This is a genomic window from Acidovorax sp. LjRoot118 (genome assembly GCF_964253575.1).
Lineage (GTDB): Bacteria > Pseudomonadota > Gammaproteobacteria > Burkholderiales > Burkholderiaceae_C > Acidovorax.
This window is the reverse complement of record NZ_CAXURB020000001.1, coordinates 534,446-551,755: the sequence shown is the minus strand read 5'-3', so window position 1 is coordinate 551,755 and position 17,310 is coordinate 534,446. Positions and strand designations below refer to the sequence as shown.

Below are 17,310 nucleotides of genomic sequence, written 5' to 3'. Positions count from 1 at the left end.
CTGAGAAGAACACCATGATGATGATTCCCCTGCAACGCCGGTTCGCACTGATCGCCGCAGCCACTGCCGTGATGGCCCTCGCCGGCTGCGCCACGCAAGGCCCTTCACAGCAGGCGTTGCCCCCCATCGTCTTCGTGCACGGCAATGGCGACACGGCTGCGCTGTGGCAGACCACGGCCTGGCGATTCGAGTCCAACGGCTGGCCGCGCGAGCGCCTGCACGCCATCGACGTGCCCTACCCGATCAACCGCGACGACGACACCAAGGCCCAACCCGGCCGCACCTCGGCGGCCGAGCACATGGCCTACCTCAAGGCCGAGGTGGACAAGGTGCTCAAGGCCACGGGCGCGCGCAAGGTCGTGCTCATGGGCAACTCGCGCGGCGGCAATGCCATCCGCAACTACATCCAGAACGGCGGCGGCGTGCAGACCGTGAGCCACGCCATCCTGGGCGGCACGCCCAACCACGGCGTCTGGGCGATTCCCGGCTTTCGCGAAGGCAGCGAGTTCGCAGGCACGGGCCCCTTCCTCAAGGGCCTGAACGCGCCCAAGAACGCCGCAGGCGACGAAGTCACCGGACCCGTGCAGTGGATGACCGTGCGCTCGGACAACAACGACAAGTTCGCCCAGCCCGATGGTCTGTGGATCGGCCAGAAGGGTACACCCACCAACGTCACAGCGGCCGGCCCTGAGCTCAAAGGCGCCACCAACGTCGTGATCCCGCGCATCGACCACCGAGAGACATCGTTCTCGCCTGCCGCCTTTGCGGCGGCCTACCAGTTCATCACCGGCAAGGCCCCTGCGGCCACCGCCATCGCCAGCGAAGCGCGCGTGGCGATCTCGGGCAAGGTCACCGGCCTGGGCGTGGACCCGCTGGACGCCAAGACCGGCAATTTCAGCAACAACCTGCCCCTGCCCGGCGCGCAGCTGGAGGTGTACGCCACCGACCCGGCCACGGGTGCCCGCACCGGCAACGCCCTGCTGCGCACCACCGTGGCGGCCGACGGCCAATGGGGCCCGCTGGTGGTACCCACCGGCGCACCGCTGGAATTCGCCATCGCCGCGCCCGGCTACGCCACCACCCACATCTACCGCAGCGGCTTTCCGCGCAGCAGCTCCATCGTGCACCTGCGCGCCGAACGCATCGCCGACGCCGACAAGACCGCCGCCAGCGTGGTCACCATGACCCGCCCCCGCGGCTACCTGGACCCGGCGCGCGACCAGATGCTGTTCGACGGCGTGCCGCCCGTGGGCGTGCCCGCCGGCGCCGGCGCCGCCTCGGCCAAGATCAAGCCCGAAGGGGCGGCCCAGCGCAGCGTGGCCGCGCAGTTCAATGGAGAGCGGGTGGTGGGACAGACCTGGCCCGCAGCCAGCGGTCACCTGGTGCTCCTGGAACTGACGTACTAAAGGAATGGGCGCTGCGCGGTACCCGAATTCCGCGCAGCACACCCCGAAGAGTGGTCAAGACGGCCCTTATGGCTAGGCGTTACGTCGCAGACAGTACGCCAGTACGGCAAGGCGGAACAACGACGCCAGAAGGGCTGTATTGGCCGCTCCGCCCGCTACGCAAGAAGACGCGAAGACTTTGGAACGTGGGCCATCAAGAATTCCATCTGGTCTGCAAGAATTCTTCTGTTGCGCAGGATGAAATCCTCCCACAGGCTGGGCACATAGGGCGCGTAAAGCAGCGGCATGTGCGCCTGCTCCGGTGTGCGCGGGCCCTTCCTGTGGTTGCAGGGCCGGCAGGCCGTGACCACGTTCATCCAGTGGTCCTGCCCATTGCGCGCAAAGGGCACGATGTGCTCGCGCGTGAGGTTGTCTTCGTGGAAGTGCCCGCCGCAGTAGGCGCACACATTGCGGTCGCGAACGAAGAGCTTGCTGTTGGTCAGGCCCGGCTTGAGATCGAAGGGGTTGATGCTGGGCACACCCTTGGTACCGATGATGCTGTTGATGGCAATCACCGATTGTTCGCCCGTGACGGCGTTGTAGCCACCCCGAAAGCGCGCGATGTGGCCGCCGGACTCCCAGCGCACCTCCCCCGCGGCGTAGTGGATGACCGCCTGCTCCAGCGATATCCACGACTGGGGCAGCCCCTGGGCTGACAGCTTCAAGACCTTCAAAACACGCCTCCTGGAACAAGAATGAACACAAGGAATCGGAACGCGGATGTCTCGCGGACCCCACTGCGCTGTGAAGTCCGTAGTACACAATATACTCTGTTTTCATGACAGATTGGCGTCTGGTGCTTTACCCATCGGCCCAAGCTGCTATCAAAAAGATAACAAAGCAATGAAGATCTTCCGCGGATTCCACCACCCCGGCATCGCCCGTGCCTGCGCGCTGACCATCGGCAACTTCGATGGTGTGCACCGGGGCCACCAGGCCATGCTGGCCCTGCTCAACAGCGAGGCCGCCCACCGCGGGGTGGAGAGCTGCGTGCTGACCTTCGAGCCCCACCCGCGCGACTACTTTGCCGGGGCCCTGCACAAGCCGGAGCTGGCGCCCGCGCGCATCGGCACACTGCGCGACAAGCTCACCGAGCTGGCGCGCTGTGGCGTGCAGCAGACGGTGGTGCTGCCCTTCGATGCACGGCTGGCGGCCCAGTCGCCCCAGGCCTTCATCGACGAGGTGCTGCTCCAGGGCCTGGGTGCGCGCTACGTGCTGGTGGGCGACGATTTCCGCTTCGGCGCCCAGCGCGCGGGCGACTACGCGCTGCTCGATGCCACGGGCCAAGCCCGGGGCTTCGACGTGGCGCGCATGAACAGCTACGAGGTGCACGGGCTGCGCGTGTCGAGCTCGGCCGTGCGCCAGGCGCTGGGCCGGGGCGACATGGAGGCCGCCGCCCGCCTGCTGGGCCGGCCCTACACGATATCGGGCCACGTGGTGCATGGCCGCAAGCTCGGGCGCGAACTGGGGGCCACGGCCGAGGGTGCGGGCGACGGTTTTCGCACGCTGAACCTGCGCTTTGCCCACTGGAAACCCGCTGCCAGCGGCATCTTTGCCGTGTTGGTGCATGGCCTGGGCGAGTTCCCATTGCAAGGCGTGGCCAACCTGGGCGTGCGCCCTTCGCTGGACCCCGACGACGTGAACGGCGGGCGCGTATTGCTGGAGACGCACTGCCTGCAATGGCCCGCCGATCTGGGGGCCGAAGGGGCGTACGGTAAAATCGTGCGGGTGGAACTGCTGCACAAACTGCACGACGAGCTCAAATACGACGGTCTGGATGCCCTGACGACGGGCATTGCCAAGGACTGTGCGGACGCGCGCGCCTATTTCGCGTCGGCCCACGCACCCACCAACCACACCGAGACCCGGCGCCAGACCACGCGCGACCGAATTTGAGGGGGCTGCCTGCGCAGCGCCTGCCCCGCAGGCCCGACACCTCTCCACGCCTCCTCTTTTCCCGCTTTGCTCCGGGCCTGCCCCGGATTGCCCCGTTTTAAGGCTCCCCCATGTCCGACAACGCCAGTACCACCGAATCCACCGCCCCGGATTACCGCAGCACCCTGAACCTGCCCGACACCCCCTTTCCCATGCGCGGCGACCTGCCCAAGCGCGAGCCGGGCTGGGTCAAGGAGTGGGAGGACAAGGGCCTGTACAAGCGCCTGCGCGACGCACGCTGCGGCGCGCCCAAGTTCATCCTGCACGATGGCCCGCCCTATGCCAACGGCCAGATCCACATGGGCCATGCGGTCAACAAGATCTTGAAGGACATGATCACCAAGGCGCGCCAGCTCGAAGGCTTCGACGCGCTGTACGTGCCCGGCTGGGACTGCCATGGCCTGCCGATCGAGAACGCCATCGAGAAGAAGCACGGCCGCAACCTGAGCCGCGACGACATGCAGGCCAAGAGCCGCGCCTTTGCCACCGAGCAGATCGCGCAGCAGATGGGCGACTTCCAGCGCCTGGGCGTACTCGGCGAATGGGACAACCCCTACAAGACCATGAACTTCGCCAACGAGGCGGGCGAGATCCGGGCCTTCAAGCGCGTGATGGAGCGCGGCTTCGTCTACCGCGGCCTCAAGCCCGTGTACTGGTGCTTCGACTGCGGCAGCTCGCTGGCCGAGTTCGAGATCGAATACGCCGACAAGAAGAGCACCACGCTGGACGTGGCCTTCAAGGCGCACGAGCCCGCGAAGCTGGCGGCCGCCTTCGGCCTGCCGGCGCTGGCCAAGGACGCCTTCGTGGTGATCTGGACCACCACCGCCTGGACCATCCCCGCCAACCAGGCGCTGAACCTGAACCCCGCGCTGACCTATGCGCTGGTGGACACCGAGCGCGGCCTGCTGGTGCTGGCCGAGTCGCTGGTGGAGGACTGCATGGTGCGCTACTGCCTGACCGGCCAGGTGCTGGCCACGGCCCTGGGCGAAAAGCTCGGCGGCCTGGAGTTCGAGCACCCGCTGTATGACGTCGATGCCGGCTACCGCCGCCTGTCGCCCGTGTACCTGGCCGACTACGCCACGGCCGATGACGGCACCGGTATCGTGCACTCCTCGCCCGCTTACGGGCTGGAGGATTTCAACTCCTGCGTGTCCCATGGCCTGGCGCTCGACGACATCCTGAACCCCGTGCAAGGCAACGGCACCTACGCGCCGGACTTCCCGCTGTTCGGCGGCCAGCACATCTGGAAGGCCGTGCCGGTCGTCATCGAGGCGCTGCGCGACGCCGGCCGCCTGATGGCCACCAAGGACATCACGCACAGCTACCCGCACTGCTGGCGCCACAAGACGCCGGTGATCTACCGCGCGGCCGCGCAGTGGTTCATCCGCATGGACGAAGGCGAAGGCGTGTTCACCAAGGACAAGGCCGAGAAGACCCTGCGCCAGACGGCGCTGGACGCCATCGAGCACACCAGCTTCTACCCCGAGAACGGCAAGACCCGCCTGCACGACATGATCGCCGGACGGCCCGACTGGTGCATCTCGCGCCAGCGCAGCTGGGGCGTGCCCATCCCGTTCTTCCTGCACAAGGACTCCGGCGAGCTGCATCCGCGCACCATGGAAATCATGGACCAGGCGGCCGACATCGTCGAGAAGGGCGGCATCGAGGCCTGGAGCCGTGTGACGCCCGAAGAGATCCTGGGCGCCGAAGACGCAGCCTGCTACACCAAGAGCACCGACATCCTGGAAGTGTGGTTCGACTCGGGCTCCACCTTCTTCCACGTGCTGCGCGGCACGCACCCCAACGTGCACCACGACACCGGCCCCGAGGCCGACCTGTACCTGGAAGGCCATGACCAACACCGCGGCTGGTTCCACAGCTCGCTGCTGCTGGCCAGCGCGCTCGAAGGCCGCGCGCCCTACCGCGGCCTGCTGACCCACGGCTTCACCGTGGACAGCCAAGGCCGCAAGATGAGCAAGTCGCTGGGCAACGGCATCGATCCGCAGGAGATCAACAAAAAGCTGGGCGCCGAGATCATCCGCCTGTGGGTGGCCGCGAGTGACTACTCGGGCGACATCGCGGGCGACGAGAAGATCCTGGCGCGCGTGGTCGACGCCTACCGACGCATCCGCAACACGCTGCGCTTCCTCTTGGCCAACGTGAGCGATTTCGACCCCGCCACCGACACCGTGCCGTTCGACCAGATGCTGGAGATCGACCGCTACGCCCTGACGCGCGCGGCCGAGTTCCAGGCCACCGTGCTCGCGCACTACAAGGTCTACGAGTTCCACCCCGTCGTGGCCAAGCTGCAGCTGTACTGTTCGGAAGACCTGGGCGGCTTCTACCTCGACGTGCTCAAGGACCGCCTGTACACCACGGCGCCCAAGAGCCTGGCGCGCCGCAGTGCGCAGACCGCGCTGTACCAGATCACGCATGCCATGCTGCGCTGGATGGCGCCGTTCCTGTCGTTCACCGCCGAAGAGGCATGGAAGGTGTTCGGCAAGTCCGACTCCATCTTCGTGGAGACCTACGGCTCCATCGCCGGTGGCGACGAAGGCCTGCTGGCCAAGTGGGCGCGCCTGCGCGAGATCCGCGACGTGGTGAACAAGCAGATCGAGGTGCTGCGCGCCGACGGCCAGGTGGGCTCGTCCCTGCAGGCCAGCGTGGTGCTCACGGCAGCGCCCGAGGACCATGCCCTGCTCGCCAGCCTGGGCGATGACCTCAAGTTCGTGTTCATCACCTCGGCCATCGAGCTGGTGGCGGGCGATGCCCTGCAGATCAGCGTCAAGCCCAGCGCCGACGCCAAGTGCGACCGTTGCTGGCACTACCGCGCCGACGTGGGCCAGGATAAGGCCCACCCGACGATCTGCGGCCGCTGCACGAGCAACCTGTATGGCGCCGGCGAGAGCCGGGCGCACGCGTGATGTCGGGCAGCACAACGGCGCCCGCCGGATCTGCCTTGGGCAAAATGTGGCCGTGGCTGGCCTGGGCGGTGGTGATCTTCATCGCCGACCAGGTCACCAAGATGCTGATCCTGGACGCCTACCGGCTGGGAGATGCGACCCCCATCACCAGCTTCTTCAACATCGTGCGCGCGCACAACACGGGCGCGGCCTTCTCGTTCCTGGCGGACGCGGGCGGCTGGCAGCGCTGGGCGTTCACCGGCATCGGTGTGGCGGCCACGGTGTTCATCGTCTGGCAGCTGCGCGCGCACCCCGGACAGAAGCTGTTTTGCTTTGCACTGTCCAGCATTCTGGGTGGCGCGGTGGGCAACGTGGTGGACCGGCTGATGCACGGCTACGTGGTCGACTTTCTGGACTTTTACGCACGCGGCTACCATTTCCCGGCCTTCAACCTGGCCGATTCGGCCATCACCGTGGGTGCGGTCTGCCTGGTGCTGGACGAGTTGCTGCGGATGAAGAAGCCGAAGTAAACCTCTCGCGACTTCATTTCTGAACGGCCCCATCGAGGGCCGTTTTTCATGGGCCTTGGTCACAAGGGCGTCACACAGCATCGCTCCAATGTAAACGTTTACATTGCAACGAGGTTCCATGAGCATCCAGGACGTGGCCCGCCAGGCGGGCGTGTCGGTCGCCACCGTGTCGCGGGTCTTCAACCTGCCGGACAAGGTGACGCCGGCCACGCGCGGGCATGTGCAGCAGGTCGCCCAGGCCTTGGGCTACCTGCCCAACGCCAGCGCGCGCACCTTGCGCACCCAGCGCAGCCGCGTCATCGGCGTGGTGCTGCCCACCCTGCTCAACCCGGTGTTTGCCGAATGCCTGCAGGGCCTCGCCCAGGCGGCCGTCGCGGCCGGCTACGCCATCCTGCCGTTTGCCACCGACTACCAGATCGCCCAGGAAGACCTTGCCGTGCACTTGCTCTTGGCCGGCAACGTGGACGGCATGGTCCTGGTGGTCTCCAACCCCGCCACTTCGAGTGCGCTGCAGCGCCTGGCCGAAGCCGGGCTGCCCTACGTGCTGGCCTATAACCGGCACCCGGACCATCCCTGCGTCTCTGTGGATGGCGAGCAGGCCGTGGCCGAACTGGTGGCCCATCTGGTCTCGCTCGGGCACCGGCGCATCACCATGGTCAGCGGCCAGCTCGCCGCATCGGACCGGGCGCAGCAGCGCAGCCGGGGCTTTCACAGCGGCATGGCCGCCGCCGGCCTGCCCGAGGGGCCGGTGCTCGAAGTGCCCTTTGTCGAGACCGCCGTGCAGGACGTCACGGCCCTGCTGCAGGCGCCGGGCCGCCCCACGGCCCTGGTGTGCTCCAACGACCTGCTGGCCATCCGCAGCATCCGCGCTGCCCACCTGGCCGGGCTGGCCGTGCCGCGCGACCTGAGCGTGGCGGGCTTCGACGGCATCGCCCTGGGCGAAGACCTCACGCCCATGCTGAGCACCGTCGCCCAGCCCAACGCCGACATCGGCCGCTGCAGCGTGCAGCTGCTGGTGCAGGCCATGGCCAGCGGCACGCCGCTGGCACCGGACGCCGGGCTCACGCTGGCCCACCACTTTCGCACCGGCGAATCCTGCGCGCACGCCTGACCCCTTTCACCCACGTTTCCCGCCACCTCTGATCACAGGAGTTCTCGATGACATTCCCGCTCACCCCCTTCATGCGCGCCGCGGCGCTCGCCCTCGGCCTGGCGGCCAGCGGCGCGGCCATGGCGCAAACGGCCATCTGCTACAACTGCCCGCCCGAATGGGCCGACTGGGGCAGCCAGATCAAGGCCATCAAGGCCAAGACCGGCATCACCGTGCCGCCGGACAACAAGAACTCCGGCCAGTCGCTGGCGCAGATGACGGCCGAGAAGGCCAGCCCCGTGGCCGACGTGACCTACCTGGGCGTGACCTTCGCGATCCAGGCGCACAAGGACGGCCTGGTCAGCGCCTACCAGCCGCCGGCGGCGTGGAAGGACATTCCCGATGGCCTCAAGGACCCGGCCGGCCACTGGTTCACCATCCACTCGGGCACGCTTGGCTTCATGGTCAACGTGGATGCGCTCAAGGGCAAGCCCGTGCCGCAATCGTGGGCCGATCTGCTCAAGCCCGACTACAAGGGCCTGATCGGCTACCTGGACCCGGCCTCGGCCTTCGTGGGCTACGTGGGTGCGGTGGCGGCCAACCAGGCGCGCGGCGGCACGCTGGAAAATTTCGGCCCCGGCATCGACTACTTCAAGGCGCTGCAGAAGAACGAGCCCATCGTGCCCAAGCAGACCTCGTACGCGCGCGTGCTCTCGGGTGAAATCGCGATCCTGCTGGACTACGACTTCAACGCCTACCGCGCCAAGTACAAGGACCAGGCCAACGTGCAGTTCGTGATCCCTGCCGAAGGCACGCTGGTGGTGCCCTACGTGATGAGCCTGGTGGCCGGCGCGCCCCACGCCGCCGAAGGCAAGAAGGTGTTGGACTTCGTGCTCTCCGACGAAGGCCAGGCCCTGTGGGCCAATGCCTACCTGCGGCCGGTGCGCGCCAGCGCCATGCCCAAGGAGGTGCAGGCGCGCTTCCTGCCCGCCAGCGAATACGCCCGCGCCAAGACGGTGGACTATGGCCGCATGGCCGCAGTGCAGAAGGCGTTCTCGGACCGCTACCTCGCAGAAGTGAAGTGATCCTGATGCGCCACGGCTTCGCTCCCTCGCGCATGCTGCTGCTGGCCTGCGCCGCGCCGGCCGTGGCCTTCTTCGCGGCCTTCTGGCTGCTGCCCGTGGCCCTGCTGCTGGCGCTGCCGGCAGGCAAGGGCTGGGCCAGCTATTTCGCCGTGCTGACGAATGCCCGCTACCTGCAGAGCCTGCTGCAGACCCTGGGCCTGTCGCTTGCCGTCACGCTGGCCACGCTGGTGCTGGGTGCCCTGGTGGGCATCACGCTGGCACGCCAGCGCTTTCGCGGGCGGCAGCTGCTGCTGTCGCTGCTCACACTGCCGCTGTCCTTCCCCGGGGTCATCGTGGGCTTCTTCATGATCCTGCTGGGCGGACGCCAGGGGCTGGTGGCCGACATCTCGGACCACCTGGGCATGGGCCGCACCACCTTCGCCTATGGCCTCACGGGCCTGTTCCTGGCCTACCTGTATTTCTCGCTGCCACGCGCGATCGCCACCTATACCGCGGCGGCAGGCGCCATGGACGCCGCACTGGAAGAGGCCGCCCGGTCGCTGGGTGCCTCGCGCTGGCATGTGGCGCGCGACGTCTGGCTGCCCGAACTGGCCGCCACCACGCTGGCCTGCGGTGCCATCGTCTTCGCCACCGCCATGGGCGCCTTCGGCACGGCCTTCACGCTGGCCAGCAAGTTCGAGGTACTGCCCATCACCATCTACAACGAGTTCACCAACTACGCCAACTTCGCGCTGGCGGCCAGCCTGTCGATCACGCTGGGGCTGATCACCTGGCTGGTGCTCTGGGCCGCCCGCCGTGCGTCCGGCACCCCGGCCTTCTGAAGCATCGACCATGAGAAACGCACGACAAGCTCCCTGGTCCCTGGTGGCGCTCACGGCCTTGGTGGCCCTGTTCATGCTCGCCCCCATCGCCCTGTCGGTCATGGCCGGGCTGGTGAACAACTACAGCGCGGGCCTGAAAAGCGGTCTCACGCTGCGCTGGCTCTCCGAGGTGTGGGAGAACTATGGCGGCACCGTCGGTGCATCATTGCTGCTGGCGCTGCTGTGCGTGCTGGGCAACCTGCTCATCGGTGTGCCCTGCGCCTATGCGCTGGCGCGCAGCCGCTCGCGCTGGGCGCGGCTGTTCGAGGAACTGCTGACCCTGCCCGTAGCCGTGCCCGGGCTGGCCAGCGCGCTGGCACTGATACTGGCCTACGGCACGCTCTCGGGCTTTCGCCAGAGCTTCGCCTTCATCCTGGTCGGGCACATGGTGTTCACGCTGCCCTTCATGGTGCGTACCGTGGGCTCGGCCTTCCAGAAGGACGAACTGCGCTCGCTCGAAGAGGCCGCGCGCTCGCTGGGAGCCAGCTTCGCGCAGCGCTTCCTCGGTGTGCTGGTGCCCGCCGTGCTGCCGGCCATCGTGGCGGGCAGCCTGATGGTGTTCACGCTCTCGGTGGGCGAGTTCAACCTGACCTGGATGCTGCACACCCCTCTCACGCGCACCTTGCCCGTGGGCCTGGCCGACAGCTATGCCTCCATGCGCATCGAGATCGGCTCGGCCTACACCCTGGTCTTCCTGATCGTCATCCTGCCCGTGCTGTGGGGCCTGCAGGCCGTCGGCACCTTCATCGAGAAACACCATGGAACTTGAACGCACGCGCGTGGACGTGGTCCAGTGCGCCAAAACCTATGCCGACGGCACGCGCGGCCTGCAACCCACCGACCTCACGGTGGAGCCCGGCGAGGTGCTGGCGCTGCTGGGCCCCTCGGGCTGCGGCAAGACCACGCTGCTGCGCCTGATCGCGGGGCTGGAGTCGCCCGACGCGGGCAGCCGCATCGCCTTTGGCGGCACGGACGTGACGCAGCTGCCCATCGAGCGGCGCGGCATCGGCATGGTGTTTCAGCACTATGCACTGTTCCCGCAGATGACGGTGGCCGCCAACATTGGCTACGGCCTGCGCATCCGCGGCACCGATGCGGCCGAAGAGCGCCGCGTGGTGGGCGAGCTGGTGGACCTGGTGCGCCTGAATGGGCTGGAGAACAAGCGCCCCGCCGAGCTTTCGGGCGGCCAGCGCCAGCGCGTGGCCCTGGCACGCGCCGTGGCCGTGCGCCCGCGCGTGCTGCTGCTCGACGAACCGCTGACCGCACTGGACGCCAAGCTCAAGGAGTCGCTGCGCGACGAGCTGGCCGAGCTGCTGCGCCGCCTGCACATCACGGCCATCCACGTCACGCACGACCAGCAGGAGGCCCTGGTCATTGCCGACCGCCTGGCGGTGATGCAGGCCGGCCGCATCGTGCAGGTGGGCGACGGCGAAACGCTGTACCGTACGCCGGCCCACCCCTTCGTGGCCGCCTTCCTGGGCCGCGTGAACCGGCTGCAACGCGACGAGGCGGCCCGCCAGCGCCAGGTGCTGCCCCTGGGCGGGATCGAGCTGCCCTGCCCCGCGGCCTGCGCCGCCGACACCGTGCTGCTGGTGCGCCCCGAGGACATCGAAGTCCAGTTGGACTACCCAGGAGACGAAGCTTGGGGCCGCGCCGAGGTCACGCGCCGCAGCTTCCTGGGCGAGCGCGTACAGCTCACCCTGGCGCTGACCGGCCAGCCCCCGATGCAGGCCGAGGTGCCCCGGGACCACCCGGCCCGCCAGGGCCAGCAGGTGGCCATCCGCATCCGCCCCGAGCACCTCATGCCCAGTCACGGGGCTTCCTGACCCCTGCCACGCACTTCCATGAACACCCTGCTGCTGCAACTGTCCGACCTGCATATCCGCGAGCCTGGGCGCTTGGCCTATGGCCGCATCAACACCGCGCCCTACCTCACACAAGCGGTACAGGCCATCCTGCGCCTGCCACAACGGCCCGACGCGCTGGTGATCACCGGCGACCTGACGGACTTCGGCCGCGCGGCCGAGTACGAGCACCTGCGCACGCTGCTGTCACCACTGGGTGCCATGCCGACCTACCTGCTGCCCGGCAACCACGACGAACGCGCCCAGTTGCGCCAGAGCTTTGCGGAGCACGGCTACCTGGGCACCGAAGGCTTCGTGCAGTACTGCGTGCCGGTCGGCGACCTGACCCTGATCGCGCTGGACACCGTGGTGCCCGGCGCCAGCGAGGGCAGCCTGTGCCGCGAACGGCTGGCCTGGCTGGCCGACGCGCTCGATGCACAGCGCCACCGCCCCGTGGTGATCGCCATGCACCACCCGCCTTTCCAGACGCTGATCGGCCACATGGACGCCATCGGGCTGCTGAGCGGTGCGGCAGAACTCGAAGCCCTGGTGGCGCGCCACCCGAACGTGGAGCGCATCGTCTGCGGCCACCTGCACCGCAGCATCCAGGTGCGCTTTGGCGGCTCCATCGCCATGACCGTGCCCTCGCCGGCCCACCAGGTCTGCCTGGACCTGGCGCCCGATGCGGCCTCGGCCTGGACGCTGGAGCCCCCCGGCTTCGGCCTGCATGCGCTGCCCCAGGGGGGGCGCCTGGTGAGCCATACCGTGGCCAGCGGGCTGTACGAAGGGCCCTTCCCCTTCCACGACGGTGGGCAGCTGATTGACTGAGGCCGCCCGGCACCGGGGGCACCACACCCTTTTTCCAGCCTGGCCGGAGCAACACACCTTGCCGTGTCATGGACATGGTTCCTGTGCTATGGATTCAGGAGTATGCTAGAGCGTCCGCAATGTGACAGTTTTGTGACTAAAACGGGCGCTTCCCTGGTTTGCGGTCTGCCGTTTTTGCTGCAGTGCCGGCCTTTCGGCCTCGCAAACCTTTCCCGCGCCCGCTTCCGGGCCACACCAGCCTGCCCCCAAGGCAGCCGCAGCGGGCATGGCACGTGCTTCACAGTGCAGGTCAAAAATAAGAAAAGTTAGCGTTTACTCATGAAGCATCTCCTGAATCTCCTGGCCGCCGTTGCGCTGCTGATCTGGGGCACGCACCTGGTGCGCACCGGCATTCTGCGCGTGTTCGGCGCCAACCTGCGCCAGCTGATCGCCCACAGCGTCAGCACACGCATCACCGCCGTGCTGTCGGGCATCGGGGTCACGGCGCTGGTGCAGTCGAGCACGGCCACCGCGCTCATCGTGTCCTCCTTCGTCGGCCAGGGGCTGGTCACCCTGCCCGCCGCCCTGGCCGTGATGCTCGGGGCCGATGTCGGCACCAGCGTGATGGCCGTGGTCTTCGCGATGGACCTGTCGTGGCTGTCGCCGCTGTTCATCTTCGTCGGGGTGGTGCTGTTCATCACCCGCAAGGACACGGCCGCAGGCCGCGTCGGCCGGGTGCTGATCGGCCTGGGCCTGATGCTGCTGGCGCTGCGCCTGATCACCGAATCCACCACCGTGCTGACCCAGTCGCCCACGGTGCGCACCTTGCTGGGCGCGCTCACCAGCGACCTGCTGCTGGAGATCTTCACGGGCGCCGTGCTGGCCGTGGTGGCCTACTCCAGCCTGGCCACCGTGCTGCTGACCGCCACCCTGGCCGGCTCCGGCGGCATTCCGGTGGACGTGGCGCTGGGCTTGGTGATCGGCGCCAACCTGGGCAGTGGCCTGCTGGCCGTGCTGACCACCATGAAGGCGAATGTGCAGACGCGCCAGGTGCCCCTGGGCAACCTGTTCTTCAAGATCATCGGCGTGGCCATCATGACGCCGCTCACCGGCCTGTGGCTGCAGCATGTTCGGCCGTACGTCCCCGACACGGCCACGCTGGTGGTGCTGTTCCACCTGGCCTTCAACGTGGTGGTGGGCATCATCTGCATCGGCCTGACCGGCACCGTCGCCCGCGCCGTGCAGCGGCTGTTGCCGCAGCCGGACGCACAGGCGTCCGCCGCCGGGGCACGCCCCAAGCACCTGGACCCTTCGGCGCTGGCCACCCCATCGCTGGCTATCTCGTGCGCGGCACGCGAGGCCCTGCACCAGGCCGACGTGGTCGAGTCCATGATGATCGGCCTGCACACCGTGATCCGCACCGACGACCTCAAGCTGGCGCAGGACCTGCGCAAGCTCGACGACGAGGTGGATGGCCTGTACTCGGCCATCAAGTACTACCTGACCAAGATCTCGCGCGAGGCCCTGGACGAACGCGAAGGCCGGCGCTGGGCCGACATCATCAGCTTCACCATCAACATGGAGCAGATCGGCGACATCATCGAGCGCGTGCTGATCGACATCGAGGACAAGAAGATCAAGAAGGGCCGCCACTTCTCCGAGGCCGGCATGGAAGAGATCAACGAGCTGCACGCCCGCCTGCTGGACAACCTGCGCCTGGCGATGAGCGTCTTCCTCAACGGCAATGTGCGCGATGCGCAGAAGCTGCTGGAGGAAAAAGCCCGTTTTCGCGACCTGGAGCGTGCCTACTCGGCCACCCACCTGGTGCGCCTGTCGGACAACACGGTGCAGAGCATCGAGACCAGCTCGCTGCACATCGACCTGATCAGCGAGCTCAAGCGCATCAACTCGCTGCTGTGCTCGGTGGCCTACCCGATCCTGGAATCGGCCGGGGCGCTGGCGCCGAGTCGGCTGCGCGCGGCGACCACGACCGACTGAGGCACGGCGGCGATCGCCGTCAGGCGCTGGAATCCAGGAAACCGCCGATGACCAGCCCGGCCTCCTGGGTGAACTCGCCCCGGGCCACCCGCTGCAGCACTTCATCCGGCGCCAGCAACTCGAAGCGCTCCACCTCGCCATCCTGGTTGGCGGGCTCCATGCCCTCGGGCACCGTGGCCCGGAACCAGTCGATGCGCTCGACCATGTAGCCGATGCCGCCGCCCTCGCGGCTGGGGCGGCCAAAGAGCACATGGCCACCGTGGGCGACCTGTGCCAAGTCCGACACATGCAGCCCCGCCTCTTCCCAGGTCTCTCGGGCCAAGGCTTCGTCCAGCGTATCGGCGGCCGAGACCATGCCCCCCATCAGCGTGTCCCACATGCCCGGGTTGTTGGGCTTGGTGCGCGAGCGCAGCTGCACCCACATGCGCCCGTCGGGCGCCAGGCCCACCAGGTGCACGGCCCGCGTGGCGATGCCCAGCACGCGCACGGCGCCCCGCTCCACGGTGGCGATCACCTCGCCCTGGGCGTTGGGCACGGCCAGTTGCTCATTGCGCCACGGGCCGCACAGGCCCCGGGCGCGCAGCGCGGCGGCGATGGCATTGAGGCCTGCGGTGGCCTGGCCCGCTGGTACGTCGAGGTGCCAGCCGCCCGCCTCCCTGTGCAGGCGATGGCCGCCCTCCAGCGCGGGGGCCACCGTGTCCAGCACGCCTTCGGCCACCGAGCCCACGACCTGCCCTGCCACGAGCAGCGGCAACCGGGCCTGCGCCGGAGGTTGCTGCGCGGCCACCCGGGCCGCCGCCAGCCAACCGGCAAAGGTCTGCGCGGGCGTGCTCACAGCGTGAGGATGGTGCAGCCGGTGGTCTTGCGGCCTTCGAGGTCGCGGTGTGCCTGCTGCACCTCGGCCAGCGGGTAGCGCTGGTCGATGTGGATCTTCACCTGGCCGCTGCCCACCACGGCGAACAGGTCGTCGGCCATGGCCTGCGTGCTTTCGCGCGTGGCGATGTGGGTGAACAGGGTCTGGCGCGTGACGTACAGCGAGCCCTTGGCACCGAGCGAGCCCGGTGCGAACGGCGGCACGGGGCCCGAGGCATTGCCGAAGCTGGCCATCAGGCCGAAGGGGCGCAGGCATTCGAGCGACTTGTCCCAGGTGTCCTTGCCCACCGAGTCGTACACCACCTTCACGCCCTGGCCGCCGGTGATCTCCTTGACGCGCGCCGCAAAGTCTTCGGTGTTGTAGTTGATGGCGTGGGCCGCACCATTGGCCAGCGCCAGCTGGCACTTGGCATCGGTGCCGGCGGTGCCGATGAGCTGCAGGCCCAGGGCCTTGGCCCACTGGCTGGCGATCAGGCCCACACCGCCAGCGGCGGCGTGGAAGAGTACGTGGTCGCCGGCCTGCAGGCCCTGCACCGGCAGCGTCTTCTTGAGCAGGTACTGCGCCGTGAGCCCCTTGAGCATCATGGCTGCGCCGGTCTCGAAGCTGATGGCATCGGGCAGCTTGCAGACGCACTTGGCTGGCATCACGCGCAGTTCGCAGTAGCTGCCTGGCGGCTGGCTGGCATAGGCGGCGCGGTCGCCCACCTTCAGGTGCGTCACGCCCTCACCCACGGCTTCGACCACGCCAGCGGCCTCCATGCCGATGGTGGCGGGCATGCCCAACTGGTACAGGCCCGTGCGGTGGTACACGTCGATGAAGTTCAGGCCGATGGCATGGTGGCGGATGCGGATCTCGCCCGGGCCGGGCTCGCCCACAGTGACATCGACGAGGTGGAGTTCTTCGGGACCGCCATGCTGGCGGATCTGGACGGCGAGGCTCATGGGATCGGTCTCCTGTAACGGGTGGGACAAACGGCGGCCATCCTGCCATGAATCTGCAAGTCTTGCCCGCCGCGGGCAGATACAGTCACGGCATGACGCAAAGACTCTCGCCCGGCACTGCAGCGCTGTTGGTGGTACCGCCACTGCTCTGGGCCGGCAATGCCGTGGTCGGCCGGCTGGTGCACGACCTCATTCCGCCCCTCACCCTGAACTTCATCCGCTGGGTGCTGGCCTTTTTCATCCTGCTGCCCCTGGCGCACGGCGTGCTGCGCCGGGACAGCCCGCTGTGGCCGCACTGGCGCCGCTATGCATTGCTGGGCCTGCTCGGCGTGGGCTTGTACAACGCGCTGCAGTACATGGCACTGCAGACTTCCACCCCCATCAACGCCACCCTGGTAGGGTCGAGCATGCCGGTCTGGATGCTGGCCGTGGGCGCGCTGTTCTTCGGCGCGCCAGTCACGCGCCGCCAGGTGGCAGGGGCCTTTCTGTCCATGTGCGGGGTGCTGCTGGTGCTCAGCCGTGGCGAGTGGGGCCAGTTGCTGGCCCTGCGCCTGGTGCTGGGCGACCTGTTCATGGTGCTGGCCACCATCTCCTGGGCGTTCTACAGCTGGATGCTCTCGGGCACGCGCGAGCCGGCCGCCATCCGCGGCGACTGGGCGGCCTTCCTGATGGCGCAGATGGTCTTCGGCCTGGCCTGGTCGGGCTCGTTCGCGGGGCTCGAGTGGGCCACCGGGCGCACGCACATCGAATGGGGCTGGCCCCTGATCGCCGCGCTGGCCTTCATCGCCGTGGGGCCGGCCGTGCTGGCCTACCGTTTCTGGGGCGTGGGGGTGCAGCGGGCCGGGCCGGCGATGGCCAGCTTCTTCGTGAACCTCACGCCGCTGTTCGCGGCCCTGCTGTCGGCGGCCTTCCTGGGCGACACGCCGCAGCTGTTCCACGGCGTGGCCTTCGCGCTGATCGTCGGCGGGATCGTCGTCTCCTCGCGGCGCTGAAGACCG

At 68.1% G+C, this 17,310-nt stretch carries 15 protein-coding genes; 12 read left to right on the top strand and 3 right to left on the bottom strand.

The window, feature by feature from the left end:
- Positions 1-20 precede the first annotated feature (20 nt).
- Complete coding sequence (locus ACSQ9E_RS02610) at positions 21-1,406, top strand: alpha/beta fold hydrolase (protein WP_436220176.1); 1,386 nt, start codon at positions 21-23, stop codon at positions 1,404-1,406.
- Positions 1,407-1,561: 155 nt separating this feature from the next.
- Here the strand turns inward: ACSQ9E_RS02610 and ACSQ9E_RS02605 are convergent, their stop codons facing one another.
- Complete coding sequence (locus ACSQ9E_RS02605; protein ID WP_057201975.1) at positions 1,562-2,119, bottom strand: HNH endonuclease; 558 nt, start codon at positions 2,117-2,119, stop codon at positions 1,562-1,564.
- A 169-nt stretch (positions 2,120-2,288) separates the two neighbouring features.
- Between ACSQ9E_RS02605 and ACSQ9E_RS02600 the strand changes: the two genes are divergently transcribed.
- The 10 genes from ACSQ9E_RS02600 to ACSQ9E_RS02555 all read left to right on the top strand — a co-directional run bounded on the left by ACSQ9E_RS02600 (position 2,289) and on the right by ACSQ9E_RS02555 (position 14,497).
- Complete coding sequence (locus ACSQ9E_RS02600) at positions 2,289-3,341, top strand: bifunctional riboflavin kinase/FAD synthetase (protein WP_436216822.1); 1,053 nt, start codon at positions 2,289-2,291, stop codon at positions 3,339-3,341.
- Between the two features lie 110 nt (positions 3,342-3,451).
- A complete protein-coding gene (gene ileS, locus ACSQ9E_RS02595; RefSeq protein WP_436216821.1) occupies positions 3,452-6,304 on the top strand; it encodes an isoleucine--tRNA ligase in 2,853 nt (950 codons plus the stop codon).
- Entirely contained in the window at positions 6,304-6,813 is a 510-nt protein-coding gene (lspA, locus tag ACSQ9E_RS02590) for a signal peptidase II (protein ID WP_057201972.1), read from the top strand. The genes ileS and lspA overlap by 1 nt, the downstream gene beginning before the upstream one ends.
- A gap of 118 nt (positions 6,814-6,931) precedes the next feature.
- Positions 6,932-7,924: a LacI family DNA-binding transcriptional regulator gene (locus ACSQ9E_RS02585; protein ID WP_436216820.1), complete on the top strand. Its 993-nt coding sequence runs from the start codon at positions 6,932-6,934 to the stop codon at positions 7,922-7,924.
- 47 nt (positions 7,925-7,971) lie between these two features.
- Positions 7,972-8,988, top strand: coding sequence for an ABC transporter substrate-binding protein (locus ACSQ9E_RS02580; RefSeq protein WP_427999605.1), 1,017 nt, complete (start codon positions 7,972-7,974; stop codon positions 8,986-8,988).
- A gap of 5 nt (positions 8,989-8,993) precedes the next feature.
- Positions 8,994-9,809: an ABC transporter permease gene (locus ACSQ9E_RS02575; protein WP_436216819.1), complete on the top strand. Its 816-nt coding sequence runs from the start codon at positions 8,994-8,996 to the stop codon at positions 9,807-9,809.
- A gap of 10 nt (positions 9,810-9,819) precedes the next feature.
- Positions 9,820-10,617: an ABC transporter permease gene (locus ACSQ9E_RS02570; protein ID WP_436179475.1), complete on the top strand. Its 798-nt coding sequence runs from the start codon at positions 9,820-9,822 to the stop codon at positions 10,615-10,617.
- Positions 10,607-11,674, top strand: a complete 1,068-nt coding sequence (locus ACSQ9E_RS02565; protein WP_057268353.1) for an ABC transporter ATP-binding protein — start codon at positions 10,607-10,609, stop codon at positions 11,672-11,674. The genes ACSQ9E_RS02570 and ACSQ9E_RS02565 overlap by 11 nt, the downstream gene beginning before the upstream one ends.
- 18 nt (positions 11,675-11,692) lie before the next feature.
- Entirely contained in the window at positions 11,693-12,520 is an 828-nt protein-coding gene (locus tag ACSQ9E_RS02560; RefSeq protein WP_057268352.1) for a phosphodiesterase, read from the top strand.
- Between the two features lie 318 nt (positions 12,521-12,838).
- Complete coding sequence (locus tag ACSQ9E_RS02555; RefSeq protein ID WP_057201966.1) at positions 12,839-14,497, top strand: Na/Pi cotransporter family protein; 1,659 nt, start codon at positions 12,839-12,841, stop codon at positions 14,495-14,497.
- Positions 14,498-14,516: 19 nt separating this feature from the next.
- Here ACSQ9E_RS02555 and ACSQ9E_RS02550 read toward each other — a convergent pair whose 3' ends face one another.
- Both ACSQ9E_RS02550 and ACSQ9E_RS02545 read right to left on the bottom strand, forming a co-directional pair.
- A complete protein-coding gene (locus ACSQ9E_RS02550; protein ID WP_436216818.1) occupies positions 14,517-15,332 on the bottom strand; it encodes an NUDIX hydrolase in 816 nt (271 codons plus the stop codon).
- Positions 15,329-16,312, bottom strand: coding sequence for a quinone oxidoreductase family protein (locus ACSQ9E_RS02545; RefSeq protein ID WP_436216817.1), 984 nt, complete (start codon positions 16,310-16,312; stop codon positions 15,329-15,331). Before ACSQ9E_RS02545 ends, ACSQ9E_RS02550 begins: the two co-directional genes overlap by 4 nt.
- Before the next feature lie 92 nt (positions 16,313-16,404).
- Between ACSQ9E_RS02545 and ACSQ9E_RS02540 the strand changes: the two genes are divergently transcribed.
- Positions 16,405-17,304 carry a DMT family transporter gene (locus ACSQ9E_RS02540; RefSeq protein WP_436179479.1) on the top strand — a complete coding sequence of 300 codons (900 nt, stop codon included), beginning with the start codon at positions 16,405-16,407 and terminating at the stop codon, positions 17,302-17,304.
- Positions 17,305-17,310: the final 6 nt, after the last annotated feature.

Bases quoted from the DNA above. Each gene is read 5' to 3' on its own strand.
- ACSQ9E_RS02610 (WP_436220176.1), top strand. From the start codon at position 21: ATGATTCCCCTGCAACGCCGGTTCGCACTGATCGCCGCAGCCACTGCC.
- ACSQ9E_RS02600 (WP_436216822.1), top strand. From the start codon at position 2,289: ATGAAGATCTTCCGCGGATTCCACCACCCCGGCATCGCCCGTGCCTGC.
- ileS (WP_436216821.1), top strand. From the start codon at position 3,452: ATGTCCGACAACGCCAGTACCACCGAATCCACCGCCCCGGATTACCGC.
- lspA (WP_057201972.1), top strand. From the start codon at position 6,304: ATGTCGGGCAGCACAACGGCGCCCGCCGGATCTGCCTTGGGCAAAATG.
- ACSQ9E_RS02585 (WP_436216820.1), top strand. From the start codon at position 6,932: ATGAGCATCCAGGACGTGGCCCGCCAGGCGGGCGTGTCGGTCGCCACC.
- ACSQ9E_RS02580 (WP_427999605.1), top strand. From the start codon at position 7,972: ATGACATTCCCGCTCACCCCCTTCATGCGCGCCGCGGCGCTCGCCCTC.
- ACSQ9E_RS02575 (WP_436216819.1), top strand. From the start codon at position 8,994: ATGCGCCACGGCTTCGCTCCCTCGCGCATGCTGCTGCTGGCCTGCGCC.
- ACSQ9E_RS02570 (WP_436179475.1), top strand. From the start codon at position 9,820: ATGAGAAACGCACGACAAGCTCCCTGGTCCCTGGTGGCGCTCACGGCC.
- ACSQ9E_RS02565 (WP_057268353.1), top strand. From the start codon at position 10,607: ATGGAACTTGAACGCACGCGCGTGGACGTGGTCCAGTGCGCCAAAACC.
- ACSQ9E_RS02560 (WP_057268352.1), top strand. From the start codon at position 11,693: ATGAACACCCTGCTGCTGCAACTGTCCGACCTGCATATCCGCGAGCCT.
- ACSQ9E_RS02555 (WP_057201966.1), top strand. From the start codon at position 12,839: ATGAAGCATCTCCTGAATCTCCTGGCCGCCGTTGCGCTGCTGATCTGG.
- ACSQ9E_RS02545 (WP_436216817.1), bottom strand. From the start codon at position 16,312: ATGAGCCTCGCCGTCCAGATCCGCCAGCATGGCGGTCCCGAAGAACTC.
- ACSQ9E_RS02540 (WP_436179479.1), top strand. From the start codon at position 16,405: ATGACGCAAAGACTCTCGCCCGGCACTGCAGCGCTGTTGGTGGTACCG.